This is a genomic window from Streptococcus sp. HN38 (assembly GCF_028335765.1).
In the GTDB taxonomy this organism is placed as follows: Bacteria; Bacillota; Bacilli; order Lactobacillales; family Streptococcaceae; genus Streptococcus; species Streptococcus suis_P.
In genome coordinates, this window is the sequence record NZ_CP116604.1 from 117870 (window position 1) to 135863 (window position 17994).

At 43.3% G+C, this 17994-nt stretch carries 12 protein-coding genes; 9 read left to right on the forward strand and 3 right to left on the reverse strand.

The features are described from left to right. Nucleotides 1-499 precede the first annotated feature (499 nt). The 6 genes from PHA78_RS00730 (at nucleotide 500) to PHA78_RS00755 (ending at nucleotide 4732) form a co-directional block, all read left to right on the forward strand. Nucleotides 500-943: a zinc-dependent MarR family transcriptional regulator gene (locus tag PHA78_RS00730; RefSeq protein WP_024377807.1), complete on the forward strand. Its 444-nt coding sequence runs from the start codon at nucleotides 500-502 to the stop codon at nucleotides 941-943. Beyond that, nucleotides 944-1648, forward strand: coding sequence for a metal ABC transporter ATP-binding protein (locus PHA78_RS00735; protein WP_024377806.1), 705 nt, complete (start codon nucleotides 944-946; stop codon nucleotides 1646-1648). It begins immediately after the preceding gene. Then, nucleotides 1641-2453, forward strand: coding sequence for a metal ABC transporter permease (locus tag PHA78_RS00740; protein ID WP_002936593.1), 813 nt, complete (start codon nucleotides 1641-1643; stop codon nucleotides 2451-2453). The genes PHA78_RS00735 and PHA78_RS00740 overlap by 8 nt, the downstream gene beginning before the upstream one ends. A 9-nt stretch (nucleotides 2454-2462) precedes the next feature. Next, complete coding sequence (locus tag PHA78_RS00745; RefSeq protein WP_099778505.1) at nucleotides 2463-3977, forward strand: zinc ABC transporter substrate-binding protein AdcA; 1515 nt, start codon at nucleotides 2463-2465, stop codon at nucleotides 3975-3977. A gap of 102 nt (nucleotides 3978-4079) precedes the next feature. After that, on the forward strand, nucleotides 4080-4526 hold the full coding sequence (locus PHA78_RS00750; RefSeq protein WP_024377804.1) for a CopY/TcrY family copper transport repressor: 447 nt from the start codon (nucleotides 4080-4082) through the stop codon (nucleotides 4524-4526). Continuing rightward, nucleotides 4523-4732 (forward strand): heavy-metal-associated domain-containing protein, encoded by a 210-nt coding sequence (locus PHA78_RS00755; protein WP_024377803.1) that lies wholly within the window; start codon nucleotides 4523-4525, stop codon nucleotides 4730-4732. Before PHA78_RS00750 ends, PHA78_RS00755 begins: the two co-directional genes overlap by 4 nt. Before the next feature lie 27 nt (nucleotides 4733-4759). On the opposite strand, the gene PHA78_RS00760 is transcribed toward PHA78_RS00755, so the two are convergent. Genes PHA78_RS00760 through tyrS form a run of 3 tightly spaced genes read right to left on the reverse strand, consistent with a single transcriptional unit; the run spans nucleotide 4760 to nucleotide 7233 of the window. After that, complete coding sequence (locus PHA78_RS00760; protein ID WP_272158317.1) at nucleotides 4760-5137, reverse strand: HIT family protein; 378 nt, start codon at nucleotides 5135-5137, stop codon at nucleotides 4760-4762. 53 nt (nucleotides 5138-5190) lie between these two features. Next, complete coding sequence (locus PHA78_RS00765) at nucleotides 5191-5973, reverse strand: TMEM175 family protein (protein WP_024377801.1); 783 nt, start codon at nucleotides 5971-5973, stop codon at nucleotides 5191-5193. Between the two features lie 3 nt (nucleotides 5974-5976). Continuing rightward, on the reverse strand, nucleotides 5977-7233 hold the full coding sequence (gene tyrS, locus PHA78_RS00770) for a tyrosine--tRNA ligase (RefSeq protein ID WP_024415510.1): 1257 nt from the start codon (nucleotides 7231-7233) through the stop codon (nucleotides 5977-5979). Between the two features lie 153 nt (nucleotides 7234-7386). Here tyrS and pbp1b point away from each other — a divergent pair, with 153 nt between their 5' ends. The 3 genes from pbp1b (at nucleotide 7387) to rpoC (ending at nucleotide 17872) form a co-directional block, all read left to right on the forward strand. Continuing rightward, nucleotides 7387-9810 carry a penicillin-binding protein PBP1B gene (gene pbp1b / locus PHA78_RS00775; protein ID WP_272158318.1) on the forward strand — a complete coding sequence of 808 codons (2424 nt, stop codon included), beginning with the start codon at nucleotides 7387-7389 and terminating at the stop codon, nucleotides 9808-9810. Nucleotides 9811-10474: 664 nt separating this feature from the next. After that, a complete protein-coding gene (rpoB, locus tag PHA78_RS00780; protein ID WP_002936570.1) occupies nucleotides 10475-14047 on the forward strand; it encodes a DNA-directed RNA polymerase subunit beta in 3573 nt (1190 codons plus the stop codon). Between the two features lie 177 nt (nucleotides 14048-14224). Further along, nucleotides 14225-17872, forward strand: a complete 3648-nt coding sequence (gene rpoC / locus PHA78_RS00785; protein WP_272158319.1) for a DNA-directed RNA polymerase subunit beta' — start codon at nucleotides 14225-14227, stop codon at nucleotides 17870-17872. Nucleotides 17873-17994: the final 122 nt, after the last annotated feature.

Sequence of the window (17994 nt, forward strand, 5' to 3'; positions counted from 1 at the left end):
GCATCTTTATAACTTTATTGAAAAGCCGTACTCGGTATCAAACTACTTGTATAAAATTCAATAGAAGTAACGGAATGATGGAAGTTTTCCTTTTTTAGTTCAGGAAATAACTTGGTCAACTGATGGTCAACTTTACCGATTTTTATACTAACTAGCGAGTGATAATATCTTGATTTTATCGCATTTTTGATACTTATTTTAACTGATTTTAACGCTAGATTGTAGGCCGCCGGTATAGTTTAAAAGACAAGGTTTCTAAGCCTTGTCTTTTGTTATTTTTTTGTGGCTCATTGTCAACTGTAGTGGGTAGACGAAAAGCTAACACCTAGAGAGGACGAAATTCGTTCTCTCTTTTTTGGTGTTTCTTTTTTATTAAGAAGGATTACGAGTTGCTATGGATAGATAGAATAGATATACTCTTTTTCAGTAAATTTTCCTTGTTTTTTTGTTTTCTATGTGGTATACTTAACAGGTTAATTAAAAAGTTAAGGGGATGCCTATGAATCGTATTGCATTAGAAATTGAGAAGTACCTGCACGAGATTGTTTTGAGTTCGGAGAATCAATTAGAGATTTTGGTTGGTTCTTGTAAAAGCACGGTGAAGTTGACGAATACGCAGGAGCATATTTTGATGCTTATTGAAAAGGCTGCCTATACTAATACTGAGATTGCTAAGGAGTTGAATGTTAGTCAGGCTGCGATCACGAAGGCTACAAAGTCATTAGTTGCTCAGGGGTTATTGGTGGCGGTTAGAGATGATAAGGATGCTCGTATTGTTCGCTTTAGTTTGACTGAGGCTGCTAAGCCTATTGCTGCAGAGCATGCTCATCATCACGCGCATACCTTGGAAGCTTATGAAGAGCTTTTGGAACATTATAGTCTTGAAGAGCAGGAGTCAATCGCTCGATTCTTAAGTGAGTTAGTGGAGAAGATTAGAAAATAAATGAGATATATTACTGTGGAAGACTTGTCGTTTTACTACGACAAAGAACCGGTTTTAGAACATATTCGTTATTATCTTGATAGTGGGGAATTTGTGACTTTGACTGGTGAGAATGGCGCAGCCAAGACAACCCTCATTAAGGCGACTTTGGGGATATTGAAGCCCAAACAAGGGAAGGTTTCTATTGCTGAGAAGAGTATAAAGGGTAAGAAGTTGAGAATGGCCTATTTACCTCAGCAAATTGCAAGTTTTAATGCTGGTTTTCCGAGTACGGTTTACGAATTTGTAAAATCAGGGCGTTATCCTCGACAAGGTTGGTTTCGTCGTTTGACAGCCCATGATGAGGAACATGTTCGGATTAGTTTGGAATCAGTTGGCATGTGGGAACATCGGGATAAGCGCTTAGGTGCTTTGAGTGGTGGGCAGAAGCAGCGTGCGGTCATTGCGCGTATGTTTGCCTCTGATCCAGATATTTTTATTCTGGATGAACCGACAACAGGGATGGATGCAGGGACCAAGGATGCTTTTTACCAGCTCATGCATCATTCGGCTAAGAAGCATGGAAAGTCGGTTTTGATGATAACTCATGATCCTGATGAGCTGAATAAGTATGCTGATCGAAACATTCACTTGGTTCGTGATCAGCAGTCTCCTTGGCGTTGTTTCAATGTTCATGAAGCGGATGAGGAGGTTGCCCATGTTTGATCTATCTGTATTTCATTATGACTTTATGCAGCGTGCTTTTCTGGCGATTATTGCGATGAGTCTGTTCTCGCCCATTTTGGGGGTCTTTTTGATACTTAGACGGCAGAGTTTGATGTCGGATACTCTTAGTCATGTTTCGTTGGCGGGGGTTGCATTTGGTTTGGTATTGGGGATTTCACCAACGCTTTCGACTGTTCTTGTCGTTATTGTGGCAGCTGTATTTTTAGAGTATTTGCGGACAATTTACAAGAATTTTATGGAAATTGGGACGGCTATCCTCATGTCGACTGGTTTGGCTATTTCGCTCATTGTCATGAATAAATCTGGTGGGAAATCAGGGCTTAGTCTGGAACAATATCTGTTTGGTTCGATAGTGACCATTAGTCAGGAGCAGGTAATTGCTTTGTTTACGATTGCTGTGATTGTCATTGTGCTGACATTGCTGTTTTTACGTCCGATGTATATTCTTACCTTTGACGAGGATACGGCATTTGTAGATGGGTTACCTGTGCGAGCTATGTCCATTGCCTTTAATGTGGTGACTGGTGTTGCCATTGCCTTAATGATTCCTGCGGCAGGTGCTTTGCTGGTTTCAACAATTATGGTTTTGCCAGCTTCTATTGCATTGCGACTTGGTAAGAGTTTTAAAGCTGTTATCTTTACTGGGATGGGCATTGGCTTTTTTGGAATGGTCATGGGGTTGCTGACTTCTTACTATGCAGAAACCCCAGCGAGTGCAAGTATTACCTTGATTTTCATTAGTATTTTCTTACTGGTGAATGTTGTTCAAAAATTTAAAAAATAAGGAGTTAAGATGAAAAAAATTGGATTACTATTCTTATCTGCATCAGCTTTGCTTTTAGGGGCTTGTGGCAATAGCACAGCTTCTCAGGAAGATGGCAAGTTGGATATCGTCACGACTTTTTATCCTGTTTACGAATTTACCAAACAGGTAACAGGTGATGAAGCAAATGTTGAATTGTTGGTCAAAGCTGGAACGGAGGTTCATGGTTATGAGCCGTCAGCTAAAGATATTGCTCGCATCCAAGAAGCAGATGCTTTTGTTTATGAAAATGAAAATATGGAAACATGGGTCCATGATGTTGAAAAATCACTTGATACAACAAAGGTTAATGTGATTAGTGCGACGGAGGGGATGTTACTTTTGCCTGGCGGTGAGGAGGAACATGAAGGTCACGACCATAGTGAGGAGGGGCATAGCCATGCTTATGATCCGCATGTATGGTTGTCTCCTGAGCGTGCCATCACACTTGTAGAAAATATTCGTGATAGTTTGGTAGCTAAATACCCAGAAAAGAAAGATGCTTTTGAAACAAATGCGGCAGCCTATATTGAGAAATTAGATGCTTTGGATGCTAAATATTCTGAAACATTATCTGCTGCGAAACAGAAATACTTTGTTACACAGCATACTGCATTTGCATATTTGGCTTTGGACTATGGTTTGAAACAAGTTTCTATTACAGGTGTTGCTGCAGATGAAGATCCAACTCCATCACGTCTAGCAGAATTGACAGAGTATATTAATAAATATGGTATTAAGTATATCTATTTTGAAGAAAATGCGTCAAAATCTGTTGCAGAAACACTTGCTAAAGAGACTGGAGTTCAGTTGGAAGTTCTTAATCCTCTGGAAAGTTTGACGGATGAGGATATGAAAAATGGTAAGGATTATATTTCTGTTATGGAAGATAATCTGACTGCCCTTGAAAAAACAACTTCCCAAGAAGGTTCTGAAATTTTGCCAGAAGAAGGTGCTGAGACTGCGCAAACTGTTTATAACGGTTATTTTGAAGATAGTGCCGTAAAAGATCGTACTCTTTCAGATTATGTAGGTGAGTGGCAATCTGTTTATCCATACTTGCTTGATGGTACACTAGATCAGGTCTGGGATTACAAGGCTAAGATCAAAGGTGGTATGACAGCAGAAGAGTACAAGGCTTATTACGATACTGGCTACAAAACAGATGTTGAACAAATTAACATTACAGATAATACCATGGAATTTGTAGTGGGAGATAAGAAAGAAAAATTCACGTATAAGTATGTGGGTTATAAGATTTTGACCTACAAAAAAGGAAATCGTGGTGTTCGTTTCTTGTTTGAAGCAACGGATGCAAATGCTGGTAACTATAAGTATGTTCAATTTAGCGACCACAATATCGCCCCGGTTAAAACAGGTCACTTCCATATCTATTTTGGTGGAGAGAGCCAAGAAAAACTCTTGGAAGAGTTGGAAAACTGGCCGACATACTACCCTGTTGGTTTGACTGGTTTGGAAATTGGTCAGGAGATGCTGGCTCACTAAGAATAATGAGAAGACTGGGCAAGGTGTTCAGTCTTTCTTCTTGACAATTTTTGACTACAAATGTAAACTGAAGTTAGAAAATTATTGTTGGGAGGTGAATGTGTGGAGCAGACAATTTCTGCTGCAGAGTGGCAGGTCATGCGGGTCCTGTGGGCCCATCCTGGTGCGACTTCTCAGGAAATTATTCAGGCCTTGCAGGAAGGCTTTGATTGGCAGGCGACGACCATTAAGACACTCTTGGGGCGGCTGCGGAAGAAAAACTATTTGAGAATGGTCAAGGAAACCAGCAAATACCACTATTATCCGCTGATCAGTGAAGAGGAACATTTGCAGGGGCAGGTGGAGCTCTTACTAGCTACCATATGTTCCACAAAACAGGGGCAATTGGTTGAAAAACTGCTAGACACAGGGACATTTTCCCAAAAAAGCCTTGAAAGTCTGGCCAGCAAAATCTCGCAGTTACAAAGGACTGCACCCGAGCAAATCGCTTGTCGGTGCTTGGCGGGGCAATGTACCTGTGGGCATCATAAAAAAGGAGAACTACGATGAAACAAATCTTGAAGTTAAAAAACCTGTCTTGTCAAAACTGTGTCAAGCATGTGACCGATCACCTCTTGGACTTGGATGGGGTGGAAGAGGTGAAAATCCAGCTGGAAGAGCAGTTGGCGGAGGTGGGAACCTCTGTAGCCTATGACTTGGAACAGTACCAAGAGGTGCTGGATGATACTATTTATGAAGTGGAAGAGTTGGTATAAGCGAAAAAGCAGCCGTCGGGCTGCTTTTTATAATGCTTTGAGAAAGGCGTTCAGGTCAAGCTGTACTTGCGCAAGTGAAATTTGGTCCCAGAAGCCGTCTGATCGAAAGCGTGGAATCAGGTGGACATGGAAATGGATTCCGGCATCAAACAAGCGATCGTTGCAGGCTGTGGTCACACCGTCAATTGTCAATGCTTGACAGAGTTTATCAGTCAAAAAGACTTCCAAGTCCGATAGCTCATAGCGAACAGCAGAAGGGATTTGGCTGAGCGTGTCATAGTGTTCCTTGCTGATAATCGGTAGGTGCCCCATTTGGACGGGGTCAATATCCCAGACAACCTTGAAATGTTCCGTCTGGTAGAGAATATCTTCTTCTTTGAGTTGGTGGCAAAAAATGCAGGTCATGTCTTTTCTCCTAGGTTAGCAGAAAAGGAAATCACATAGGATTTCCTTGGGAATTATATGTGATTTACTCTAACTGCCATTTTTTCTTTCCGCTCCTGCCGTTTCTTTTCGAAGAAGGCTGCTCCTAGGAAAGATACGATTGGCCGTAAAATGTAGAAATAAAAGGCAAGTGTCGGATTAAAGTAAGCAAATAGGATAACGACGATGTTGAAAAGGGCGACGGTCACCAATTGTCGTAAGTGTGCCATGGAAACAAACCGCTTTGTATATGTTGTTCCGGCAAACTTTTCTTGTAGGACAAAGTAATTCAAAATGGATTGACAGAGATTGACTGCAATAGTCACGACCCCATAACCAATAACAGCCGTGGTGGTGATGCCTTCCATCATCCACCGAGTAAAGAGGGGGATGAGGGCCAGCGTTACCATGAAGTTAAATTGAACAATCAAGATTTTGCTGGTTGCGTGCTCAATCTGTCCTAGAATCTTGTGGTTGTCATACCAAAAATCCGCCACGATGAAAAAGGAGACGAAGAAGATGAGGATGCCGGTGAAAAAGTGATGTGTATCAACAGTGTCACTCGGCAAAGGAATTTCCAGCAGCATCAGAGTGATGATGATTCCAATAACTGCATCAGAGAACACCTCCAGATGCTCCTTTAGGCGTTTGGCACGACGTGTCTCATCCTCACGATAGAGTTGGTCCAAAAAAGCTTGACGTTCCTCGGCAGACAAATGCTCTAACTCAGGATGCAAAAGACTGGCTTCCTGAGCCATTTGTTCAAAGTAATCAGTCAAAAATTCTTGATTTTTAGGATTTTGTTTAATATTTTTCATAGCTTAATAAGTCAATACCGAATATTTCTTCTTACCACGGCGGATAACAGTCAACTCGCCGTCAATCTTGTCACTGTCAGAAAGGGTATAGTCCAAGTCCTGCACACGCTCACCGTTGACATAAATGGCACCATTTGCTACATCCTCACGAGCTTGGCGTTTTGAGCTGACAATACCAGAGGTGACTAGAAGTTCAACGATGTTAAGGTTGTCTTCAGCCTGTACAGCGTAGTTTGGAACGTTGCTGAGGCCCTGCTTGAGCTCTTTTGCGGATAGGTTTTTTATATTGCCTGCGAACAATTGCTCGGTGATGTTAAGAGCTTGGTTATAGGCTTCTTCACCGTGGACCAATGTCACGACTTCCTTAGCCAAAATCTTCTGAGCCAAACGTTCATGACGGGCAGCGTCAAATTGTTTCTCGATTTCAGCAATCTCATCTAATGACAAGAAAGTAAAGATCTTCAAGAAACGAACGGCATCGTCGTCCATGACATTGAGCCAGAATTGGTACATTTCGTAAGGAGAAGTCTTGTCGGCATCCAACCAAACAGCGTTGCCTTCTGACTTACCAAACTTCTTACCAGTAGAGTCGGTGATGAGGGGAACAGTCATCACGTGACCAGACTTGTCAGCCTTGCGGCGAAGCAACTCGGTACCCGCAGTCATATTGCCCCATTGGTCAGAACCACCGATTTGTAGGGTCACATTGTGCTTGTCATTAAGCTCGTAGAAGTCATAACCCTGCATGATTTGGTAGGCAAACTCGGTGTAGGAAATCCCTGTTTCAATCCGTTTTTTTACAGAGTCCTTGCTCATCATGTAGTTGACCGTGTAGTATTTACCAACATCACGAAGGAAGTCGATAAAGCTAATGTCTGAGAACCAGTCGTAGTTGTTGACCATTTCAGCCTTGTTGTCACCATTTTCAAAATCCAAGAAGCGAGAGAGTTGACCTTGAATTTTTGTCACCCAGCCGTCCACGGTGTCTTTGGTTTGCAAGCTGCGCTCCGCATCCTTGAAGGAAGGGTCGCCAATCAGACCAGTTGCACCACCAACTAGGGCGTAAGGCTTGTGGCCTGCCAACTGCAAGCGACGGCTAGTTAAGATAGCAACCAAGTGCCCCAAGTGTAAACTATCTGCTGTTGGATCATATCCTGTGTAATAAGAAACCTGTCCTTCTGTCAATGCTTTTACCAAGGCTTCTTCGTCTGTCGTTTGAAAGACCAAGCCACGAGCTTTTAGTTCTTCAAAAATGTTCATGTGGGCTGTCTCCTTTAGGTTTAATATACAGGACCATAAACCATTTTATATGATTTTTGGACCGAACTTCATTTTAAAAAATTCCTCCCTATTATACCACGAAATTGCGGAAAATAAACAAAATTTGGTATAATGGAACGATAAGGAGTTAATATGGCGACTAAATCAGATAAGCAAGATTTTAAAAAGAAAATCAGTGCCCTAGGCCTAGGGGATGTAGTAGGAGTTTTCCTTCGGACGCTGAAATTATTATTCAATTCAGTAGCTGTCTTGGTGTTCCTATTCGGTCTTTTTGGTGCGGGTATAGGAATTGGTTTCGTGGTTAGTCTTTTTGATGACGTTAAGATTCCCAAAACAGAGGAACTGGTAGCGAAGGTTTCAGAAGTTAGTCGGATTTCCACCGTTACCTATTCGGATGGTAGCTTGGTGTCGGAAGTGAATTCAGATCTGCTTCGTGTACCTATTACTTCGGAAGAGGTCTCGAATTATCTAAAACAGGCTGTAATTGCGACAGAGGATGAAACATTTGAAACCCACAATGGAGTTGTGCCTAAGGCTGTTTTGCGTGCGGCACTGGGATCAGTTGGTCTAGGTTCATCTAGCGGTGGTTCAACCTTGACGCAGCAATTGATAAAACAGCAACTTGTCGGAGATGCTCCAACCTTTACGCGTAAGGCTAATGAGATTGTTTCGGCTTTGGCATTAGAGCGGAATATGACCAAGGAAGAGATTTTGACCATTTACTTAAATGTTTCTCCATTTGGTCGAAATAATCAGGGACGAAATATTGCAGGGGTAGAAGCTGCGGCTCAGGGAATTTTTGGTAAACCAGCGAAAGACTTGGCTGTTCCGCAGGCTGCTTTTATTGCAGGCTTACCGCAAAGTCCGATTGTTTATTCTCCCTATGCATCAGATGGAACACGTAAATCAGATGAAGATATGGTTTACGGTATTGAACGCTATCAAGATGTTCTCTTTAATATGTATCGGGCGTCATTCTTGACCAAGGAAGAATACGAAACCTACAAAGCTTACGATATTAAACAAGATTTTATTGCTCCAGCTCCTGTAATGGCGGATACGAAAGATTATCTCTACTACGAGGTCATGGAAGAAGCGCAAGAGGTTATGTTTGATTATCTGGTAAAACGTGATAAGGTTTCTAAAAATGATTTGAAAAATGATGAAACAAAGGCATCCTATGAGGAGTTGGCCAAGCAAGAATTGAGTCAAGGTGGCTATACGATCAAGAGTACCGTTGATCAAGGAATCTATGCGGCGATGCAATCTGTTGTAGCAAATTATGGCTCTGTTTTGGATGATGGAAACGAATATGTCGAGACAGGCAGTGTCTTAATTGATAATGCCACAGGAGCCATTTTAGGATTTGTGGGTGGTCGCGATTATGCAACCAACCAAAATAACCATGCCTTTGATACTCTTCGTTCGCCAGCGTCAACCATCAAGCCTCTGTTAGCTTACGGTATTGCGATTGATCAAGGTTTGATAGGTTCTGCCAGCATCCTTTCCGATTATCCAACGAACTTCTCAAGTGGACAACCGATTATGTATGGTTCAGGACGTGGTACTGGTATGATGAACTTACAGACTGCTATTGACCGTTCTGTTAACATTCCTGCTTTTTGGACCTATAAGATGATGAGAAATGCAGGTGTAGATGCCAAAGCATACATGGATAAAATGAATTATCATATTCCTATGTACGATATTGAAAGTGTACCGTTGGCCGGTGGTGTTGAAATTTCAGTATTGACAAATACCAATGCCTATCAAACTTTGGCAAATGGTGGCGTTTATAACAAACATTACATTGTTGAAAGCATTACTGCCTCTGATGGAACAGTAGTGTATCAGCATGAAGCGGCTCCGGTTCAGGTCTATTCTAAAGCAACTGCAAGTATTATGAACCAGCTTTTGAGACAGGTTGTCAACTCTGGTTATACTACGACGTTCAAGAGTCGATTGAGTGGTTTAAACCCACAGGCAGCATCATCTGATTTCGTCGGTAAGACGGGAACAAGTAATGAAGTCAATGACGTGTGGCTCATGCTATCAACCCCTAGAGTAACTTTAGGTACCTGGGCTGGGAATGATGATAACTCAGAAATGTATGTCTGGACAGGCTACCACAATAATTCACAATATGTGGCCCATATGGTTGATGCGCTTTACAATGTTAATGCGGATATGTTCGCAGGAAAATTTGAATTAGACAGTAGTGTTATTGCTTCTAGCGTCGTTGCTTCTACAGGTCAACGTGCAGGGACGACACAGGTAAATGGGCGCCAAGTAACAGTTGGTGGTGCGATGACAACTAGTTATTGGGCTAAAAATGGTGCACCAGTAACAAGTTATAACTTCATGGTTGGGGGGACAGATAGTGACCGAGCACAGGCTTGGAATACAATTATCGGTTCCCAAACGCCAACATCAAGTAGCTCAACCCAACGAAGCAGTTCGACTCGGAGTAGAACGAGTTCTTCAGCTAATAACACGAATCAGTCATCAGAAACGCAAACAGCAACTAGTGAGCAAGCGAATAATGATTCACCTTGATTTTTCCTAGTACTTGTGCTATAATAGTGTAAATTATTTGTCGTGTGTCTTGTTTGAAATATTGTCCAAACAAGGCTTGCAGCAGTTAAATCAAACTTTTTCAAAGGAAGATTTAGCTGCTCTTTTTGTGTCTATGAGGAATTTTTTTGAGAATTGTTACCTATTCTTAAAGATTCTAAAAATTCAGAAAAAGGATGAATATTAGTCATCACATGGCTGTATATAATTGAACTCGCCTACAACTCTGTGAAAAAAGATAAGGTTTGTAGAGCTTTGGTTTTGTTTACTTCGTGGCGTCGTAAACGACTGAACTTTCTTCGACGATTTGTCAAGAAAGTCCTAGTCGTTCTGACGAGGGTGCGTCAACGAAATCAAAGATTTCGGACTTACCGCTTATTTTTCTTTGAGTTGTTTACGGCTTAGTATCTTTTAATTGAACTCGGACTAAATTCGTCGGAAAAAAGATAAATCTCCTAGTGTCTGATGACACTTCGTTGATTTCCTATTTTTCTCTCGAATTTTACGTCCTCGTATCTTTTAATTGAACTCGGACTAAAACCTGTGTGAAAAAGATAGAGCTCCTTGTGTCTGGTGACACGGCGTCACTCTCCTATTTTCACTTTGGTTTTCACGGTCTCGTATCTTATTACAAAGGAGAAAACTTTTGGCAGGACATGAAGTTCAGTACGGTAAGCACCGTACCCGTCGTAGTTTTTCAAGAATCAAGGAAGTTCTTGATTTACCAAATTTGATTGAAATCCAAACGGACTCTTTCCAAGACTTTTTAGATTATGGTTTGAAAGAAGTCTTTGAAGATGTACTTCCAGTTTCAAACTTTACGGATACCATGGAATTGGAATTCGTTGGTTATGAATTGAAAGAGCCTAAATACACATTGGAAGAGGCGCGTGCGCATGATGCGAACTACTCAGCTCCAATTTATGTAACTTTCCGTCTGGTGAATAAAGAAACTGGCGAGATCAAGACACAAGAAGTCTTCTTCGGTGAGTTTCCAATCATGACTGAAATGGGTACCTTCATCATCAACGGTGCAGAGCGTATCATCGTTTCTCAGTTGGTTCGTTCACCAGGTGTCTACTTCAATGATAAAGTAGATAAGAACGGTAAAGTAGGTTATGGTTCAACGGTTATCCCTAACCGTGGAGCTTGGTTGGAATTGGAAACAGATTCGAAAGACATTGCCTACACTCGTATTGACCGTACGCGTAAGATTCCGTTCACAACGCTTGTTCGTGCGCTTGGTTTCTCAGGTGATGATGAAATCTTTGACATCTTTGGCGATAGCGAATTGGTTCGCAATACCATTGAAAAAGATATTCACAAAAACCCAGCAGATTCTCGTACGGATGAAGCGCTTAAGGAAATCTATGAGCGCCTTCGTCCAGGTGAACCAAAGACTGCTGAAAGCTCTCGTAGCCTTTTGACAGCTCGTTTCTTTGACCCACGTCGTTACGACTTGGCACCTGTTGGTCGTTACAAGATTAATAAAAAACTCAACCTCCGTACTCGTTTGCTCAACCAAACACTTGCTGAGCATGTGATTAACGGTGAGACAGGCGAAATCGTCTTGGAAGCTGGTACTGTATTGAGTCGTGATGTGCTTGAAAAAGTAGAAGCACAATTCGATGAGCTCAACTTGGTAGAATATATTCCAAATGACAACGCTGTTCTTCTTGAGCCAGTTCTTTTGCAGAAATTCAAGATTGTAGCTCCTAAGGATCCAGAACGTGTTGTGACGGTGATTGGTAATGCTAATCCTGCAGAAAACGTACGTACAGTAACACCTGCGGACATCTTGGCTGAAATGAGCTACTTCCTCAACTTGGCTGAGGGTCTTGGTCGTGTAGATGATATTGACCACTTGGGTAACCGTCGTATTCGTGCCGTTGGTGAATTGCTTGCCAACCAGGTGCGTATCGGTTTGACCCGTATGGAACGTAACTTGCGTGAGCGTATGTCTGTTCAAGACAATGAAGTATTGACACCACAACAAATCATCAATATCCGTCCTGTTACAGCCGCAATCAAAGAATTCTTTGGTTCATCCCAGTTGTCACAGTTCATGGACCAACACAACCCACTTTCTGAGTTGTCGCACAAACGTCGTTTGTCAGCCTTGGGACCAGGTGGTTTGACCCGTGACCGTGCTGGTTATGAGGTTCGAGACGTTCACTACACTCACTATGGTCGTATGTGTCCGATTGAAACGCCTGAGGGACCAAACATTGGTTTGATCAACAACTTGTCTTCTTATGGGCATCTCAACAAGTATGGTTTCATTCAAACACCATACCGTAAGATTGACCGTGCAACTGGTACAGTTACAAATGAAATCGTTTGGTTGACTGCTGATGAAGAAGATGCTTACATCGTAGCCCAATCAACTTCGCCACTCGATGAAAACAACCGTTTCGTTGATAAGATTGTAATGGGTCGTCACCAAGGTAACAACCAAGAGTTCCCAGCTGATTCAGCAGACTTCATGGACGTGTCTCCTAAGCAGGTAGTTGCCGTTGCGACAGCGTGTATTCCTTTCTTGGAAAACGATGACTCCAACCGTGCCCTCATGGGTGCCAACATGCAACGTCAGGCTGTTCCATTGATTGATCCCAAAGCACCTTATGTTGGTACTGGTATGGAATACCAGGCTGCCCACGACTCAGGTGCGGCAATCATCGCTCAACACGATGGTAAGGTTGTTTACGCAGATGCGGACAAGGTAGAAGTGCGTCGTGAAGATGGATCGCTTGATGTCTACCACATTTCTAAATTCCGTCGTTCAAACTCGGGTACTGCCTACAACCAACGTACCCTTGTAAAATTGGGCGACATCGTAGAAAAAGGTGACTTCATCGCAGATGGACCTTCTATGGAAAATGGGGAAATGGCTCTTGGTCAAAACCCTATCGTTGCCTACATGACCTGGGAAGGTTACAACTTCGAGGACGCGGTTATCATGTCTGAACGCCTTGTGAAAGACGATGTCTATACATCTGTTCACTTGGAAGAATACGAATCAGAAACACGCGATACCAAGTTAGGCCCTGAAGAAATCACACGCGAAATTCCAAACGTTGGTGAAGATGCCCTTCGCAACTTGGACGAAATGGGGATTATCCGTATTGGTGCCGAAGTTAAAGAGGGCGACATTCTTGTTGGTAAAGTCACACCAAAAGGTGAAAAAGATCTTTCTGCTGAAGAGCGTCTCTTGCACGCGATCTTCGGTGACAAGTCACGTGAAGTACGTGATACCTCTCTTCGTGTACCTCACGGTGCCGATGGTGTCGTTCGTGATGTGAAAATCTTTACCCGTGCCAACGGTGATGAATTGCAATCAGGTGTTAACATGTTGGTTCGTGTTTACATCGCTCAAAAACGTAAGATTAAGGTCGGAGATAAGATGGCCGGTCGTCACGGTAACAAGGGTGTCGTTTCACGTATTGTACCTGTTGAGGATATGCCATATCTTCCAGACGGAACACCAGTTGACATCATGTTGAACCCACTCGGGGTGCCATCACGTATGAACATCGGTCAGGTTATGGAACTTCACTTGGGTATGGCGGCTCGCAACTTGGGCATTCATATCGCAACACCAGTTTTCGATGGTGCAAGTTCAGAAGACCTCTGGTCAACTGTTAAAGAAGCAGGTATGGATTCAGATGCCAAGACCATTCTTTACGATGGACGTACAGGTGAGCCATTTGATAACCGTGTGTCTGTCGGTGTCATGTACATGATCAAGCTTCACCACATGGTTGATGATAAACTCCACGCCCGCTCAGTCGGACCATACTCACTCGTTACCCAACAGCCACTCGGAGGTAAGGCTCAGTTTGGTGGTCAGCGTTTCGGTGAGATGGAGGTTTGGGCCCTTGAAGCCTACGGTGCTTCTAACGTCCTTCAAGAAATCTTGACTTACAAGTCAGATGATGTGACAGGCCGTCTTAAAGCCTATGAAGCCATCACCAAAGGTAAACCAATTCCAAAACCAGGTGTTCCAGAATCATTCCGCGTTCTTGTCAAAGAATTGCAATCACTTGGTTTGGATATGCGTGTCCTTGATGAAGACAACAACGAAGTAGAATTGCGTGACCTTGATGAAGGTGAAGATGATGACATCATCCACGTAGATGATCTTGAAAAAGCACGTGCAAAAGCCGCAGCTGACGCAGCCGCAGCCTTTGCCGCAGAAGAAGCAGAAGGCAAAGAATAATTAGAATGGATGGAACAAGTTGGTCCAAATCTCAGAACTGAAAGAGATAAGGACCAACGGTCTTCCTCCGTCTGATTTATAGAAAAATAGCTTACAAGCTATCCATTCTGCTGATTATTGTTCAAGAATTTGAGGTGTGGAAAACCAACCTCTCACAAGAAAAGAAAGGGATTATTAGTGGTTGACGTAAATCGATTTAAAAGTATGCAAATCACGTTAGCTTCACCAAGTAAGGTTCGTTCATGGTCTTACGGTGAGGTTAAAAAACCTGAAACAATCAACTATCGTACACTCAAACCAGAACGTGATGGACTTTTTGATGAAGTTATCTTTGGTCCAACAAAAGACTGGGAGTGTTCATGTGGTAAATACAAGCGTATCCGTTATAAAGGGATCACTTGTGACCGCTGTGGTGTGGAAGTAACTCGTGCAAAAGTCCGTCGTGAACGTATGGGACACATTGAGTTGAAAGCACCCATTTCACACATTTGGTATTTCAAAGGCATTCCAAGCCGTATGGGCTTGACCTTGGATATGAGCCCACGTGCGCTTGAGGAAGTTATCTACTTCGCGGCTTATGTGGTTATTGATCCAAAAGATACACCGCTTGAGCACAAGTCTATCATGACAGAGCGCGAATACCGTGAGCGTTTGCGTGAATATGGTTATGGTTCATTCGTAGCCAAAATGGGTGCAGAAGCCATTCAAGACCTCTTGAAGCAAGTCGATCTTCCAAAAGAAATCGCAGCTTTGAAAGAAGAATTGAAAACAGCTTCTGGTCAAAAACGCATTAAGGCAGTTCGCCGCTTGGATGTATTGGATGCCTTCTATAAATCTGGTAACAAGCCTGAGTGGATGATTCTCAACATCCTTCCAGTTATTCCGCCAGATTTGCGTCCGATGGTTCAGTTGGATGGTGGCCGTTTTGCGGCGTCTGACTTGAACGAACTCTACCGCCGTGTTATCAACCGGAACAACCGTTTGGCTCGTCTCTTGGAACTGAACGCTCCAGGGATTATCGTACAAAACGAAAAACGGATGCTCCAAGAAGCTGTGGATGCCTTGATTGACAATGGTCGCCGTGGTCGTCCAATTACAGGACCAGGTAGCCGTCCGCTTAAATCACTCAGCCACATGCTTAAAGGTAAGCAAGGACGTTTCCGTCAAAACTTGCTTGGTAAGCGTGTTGACTTCTCAGGACGTTCCGTTATCGCCGTTGGTCCAACTCTAAAAATGTACCAATGTGGTGTGCCACGTGAAATGGCTATCGAGCTCTTCAAACCGTTTGTTATGCGTGAAATCGTTGCCCGTGATATTGCTGGTAACGTAAAAGCCGCGAAACGTTTGATTGAGCGTGGTGATGATCGTATTTGGGATATCTTGGAAGACGTCATCAAAGAACACCCAGTTCTCTTGAACCGTGCACCTACCCTTCACCGTTTGGGTATCCAGGCTTTTGAGCCAGTTCTGATTGACGGTAAGGCTCTTCGTTTGCACCCGCTTGTCTGTGAAGCCTATAACGCTGACTTTGACGGTGACCAGATGGCCATTCACGTTCCATTGTCAGAAGAAGCACAGGCAGAGGCACGTATCCTTATGCTCGCGGCAGAGCATATCTTGAACCCTAAAGATGGTAAACCAGTCGTAACACCATCTCAGGATATGGTTTTGGGTAACTACTACTTGACCATGGAAGATGCTGGTCGCGAAGGTGAAGGTATGGTCTTCAAGGATGCGGATGAGGCTGTTATGGCTTACCGCAATGGCTATGTTCACTTGCATACTCGTGTTGGTATTGCAACAGATAGCCTTGATAAGCCTTGGAAAGACAACCAAAAACACAAGGTCATGATGACAACTGTCGGAAAAATCTTGTTCAACGCGATTATGCCAGAAGGTCTTCCATACTTGCAAGAGCCAAACAATGCTAACTTGACAGATGGAACTCCTGATAAATACTTCTTGGAACCAGGTTCAGATATCAAGGCTGCTATTGCAGAATTACCAATCAACCCACCATTCAAGAAGAAAAATCTTGGAAACATCATCGCTGAAATCTTCAAGCGTTTCCGTACAACTGAAACATCAGCCCTCCTTGACCGTTTGAAAGACTTGGGTTACTATCACTCAACACTTGCTGGTTTGACAGTGGGTATTGCCGATATCCCAGTCATCGACAACAAGGCAGAAATCATTGAAGAATCTCACGAACGTGTAGAACAAATCAAGAAACAATTCCGCCGTGGTATGATTACGGATGATGAGCGTTATGCAGCTGTTACAGATGAATGGCGTTCAGCTAAGGAAAAATTGGAAAAACGCCTGGTTGAAAAACAAGATCCTAAGAACCCAATCGTTATGATGATGGACTCTGGTGCCCGTGGTAACATCTCCAACTTCTCCCAGTTGGCCGGTATGCGTGGTCTGATGTCAGCTCCGAACGGACGTATCATGGAATTGCCTATCTTGTCTAACTTCCGTGAAGGTCTTTCTGTATTGGAAATGTTCTTCTCAACTCACGGTGCCCGTAAGGGTATGACGGATACGGCCTTGAAGACAGCCGAATCAGGTTATCTGACTCGTCGTTTGGTTGACGTTGCCCAAGATGTCATCATCCGTGAAGACGACTGTGGAACGGACCGTGGTCTTGATATCCGTTCGATCACAGATGGCAAGGAAATGATCGAGCCACTTGAAGAGCGTTTGCAAGGTCGTTACACTAAGAAAACTGTTAAACATCCTGAAACGGGTGCCGTTATCATTGGTCCAAACAAATTGATTACGGAAGATATTGCCCGTGAAATTGTCAATGCAGGCGTTGAACAAGTAACCATCCGTAGCTTATTTACATGTAACACTCGTCACGGTGTCTGCCGTCATTGTTACGGTATCAACTTGGCAACAGGTGATGCGGTTGAAGTGGGTGAAGCAGTTGGTACGATTGCAGCCCAATCTATTGGTGAGCCTGGTACACAGCTTACCATGCGTACCTTCCACACGGGTGGTGTAGCCTCAAACAGCGATATCACGCAGGGTCTTCCTCGTGTCCAAGAGATCTTTGAAGCCCGCAATCCGAAAGGGGAAGCGGTTATCACTGAGGTCAAAGGTGAAGTTATCGCCATTGAAGAAGATGCCTCTACTCGTACTAAGAAAGTCTTTGTTAAGGGCGTAACTGGTGAAGGTGAGTATGTGGTGCCATTTACAGCCCGTATGAAGGTTGAAGTTGGTGACCAAGTAGCGCGTGGAGCAGCCCTCACTGAAGGTTCTATCCAACCTAAACGCTTACTTGAAGTCCGTGATGTCTTGGCGGTTGAAACTTACCTTCTTTCTGAAGTTCAAAAAGTTTACCGTAGCCAGGGTGTAGAAATCGGCGACAAGCACATCGAGGTAATGGTTCGTCAAATGCTTCGTAAAGTTCGTGTCATGGATCCAGGTGACACAGATCTTCTCATGGGTACCCTCATGGATATCACAGACTTTACAGATGCCAATGCTGAAGTGGTTATCGCTGGTGGTATTCCGGCAACAGCTCGTCCAGTTCTTATGGGTATCACGAAGGCTTCCCTTGAAACCAACTCATTCTTGTCTGCCGCATCCTTCCAGGAAACAACACGTGTCCTTACAGATGCTGCTATCCGTGGTAAACGTGACAACCTTCTCGGTCTTAAAGAGAACGTTATTATCGGTAAGATTATCCCAGCAGGTACAGGTATGGCCCGCTACCGTAATCTTGAACCACAAGCCATCAATGAAGTTGAAATCATTGAAGACACAGTAGCAGAAGAGCTTGCAGCAGAAGCAGAGCTTGAAGCTGTAACTGAATAAATTAAGATGGCACATCTCTCTTTTCTAGGGATGTGCTTTTTGATATTCGGAAATGAAGCGCATACATTACTTGATAAGGAATTAACAAGCAGAATGTTTTCTTAAATCAGATGATTTCGATA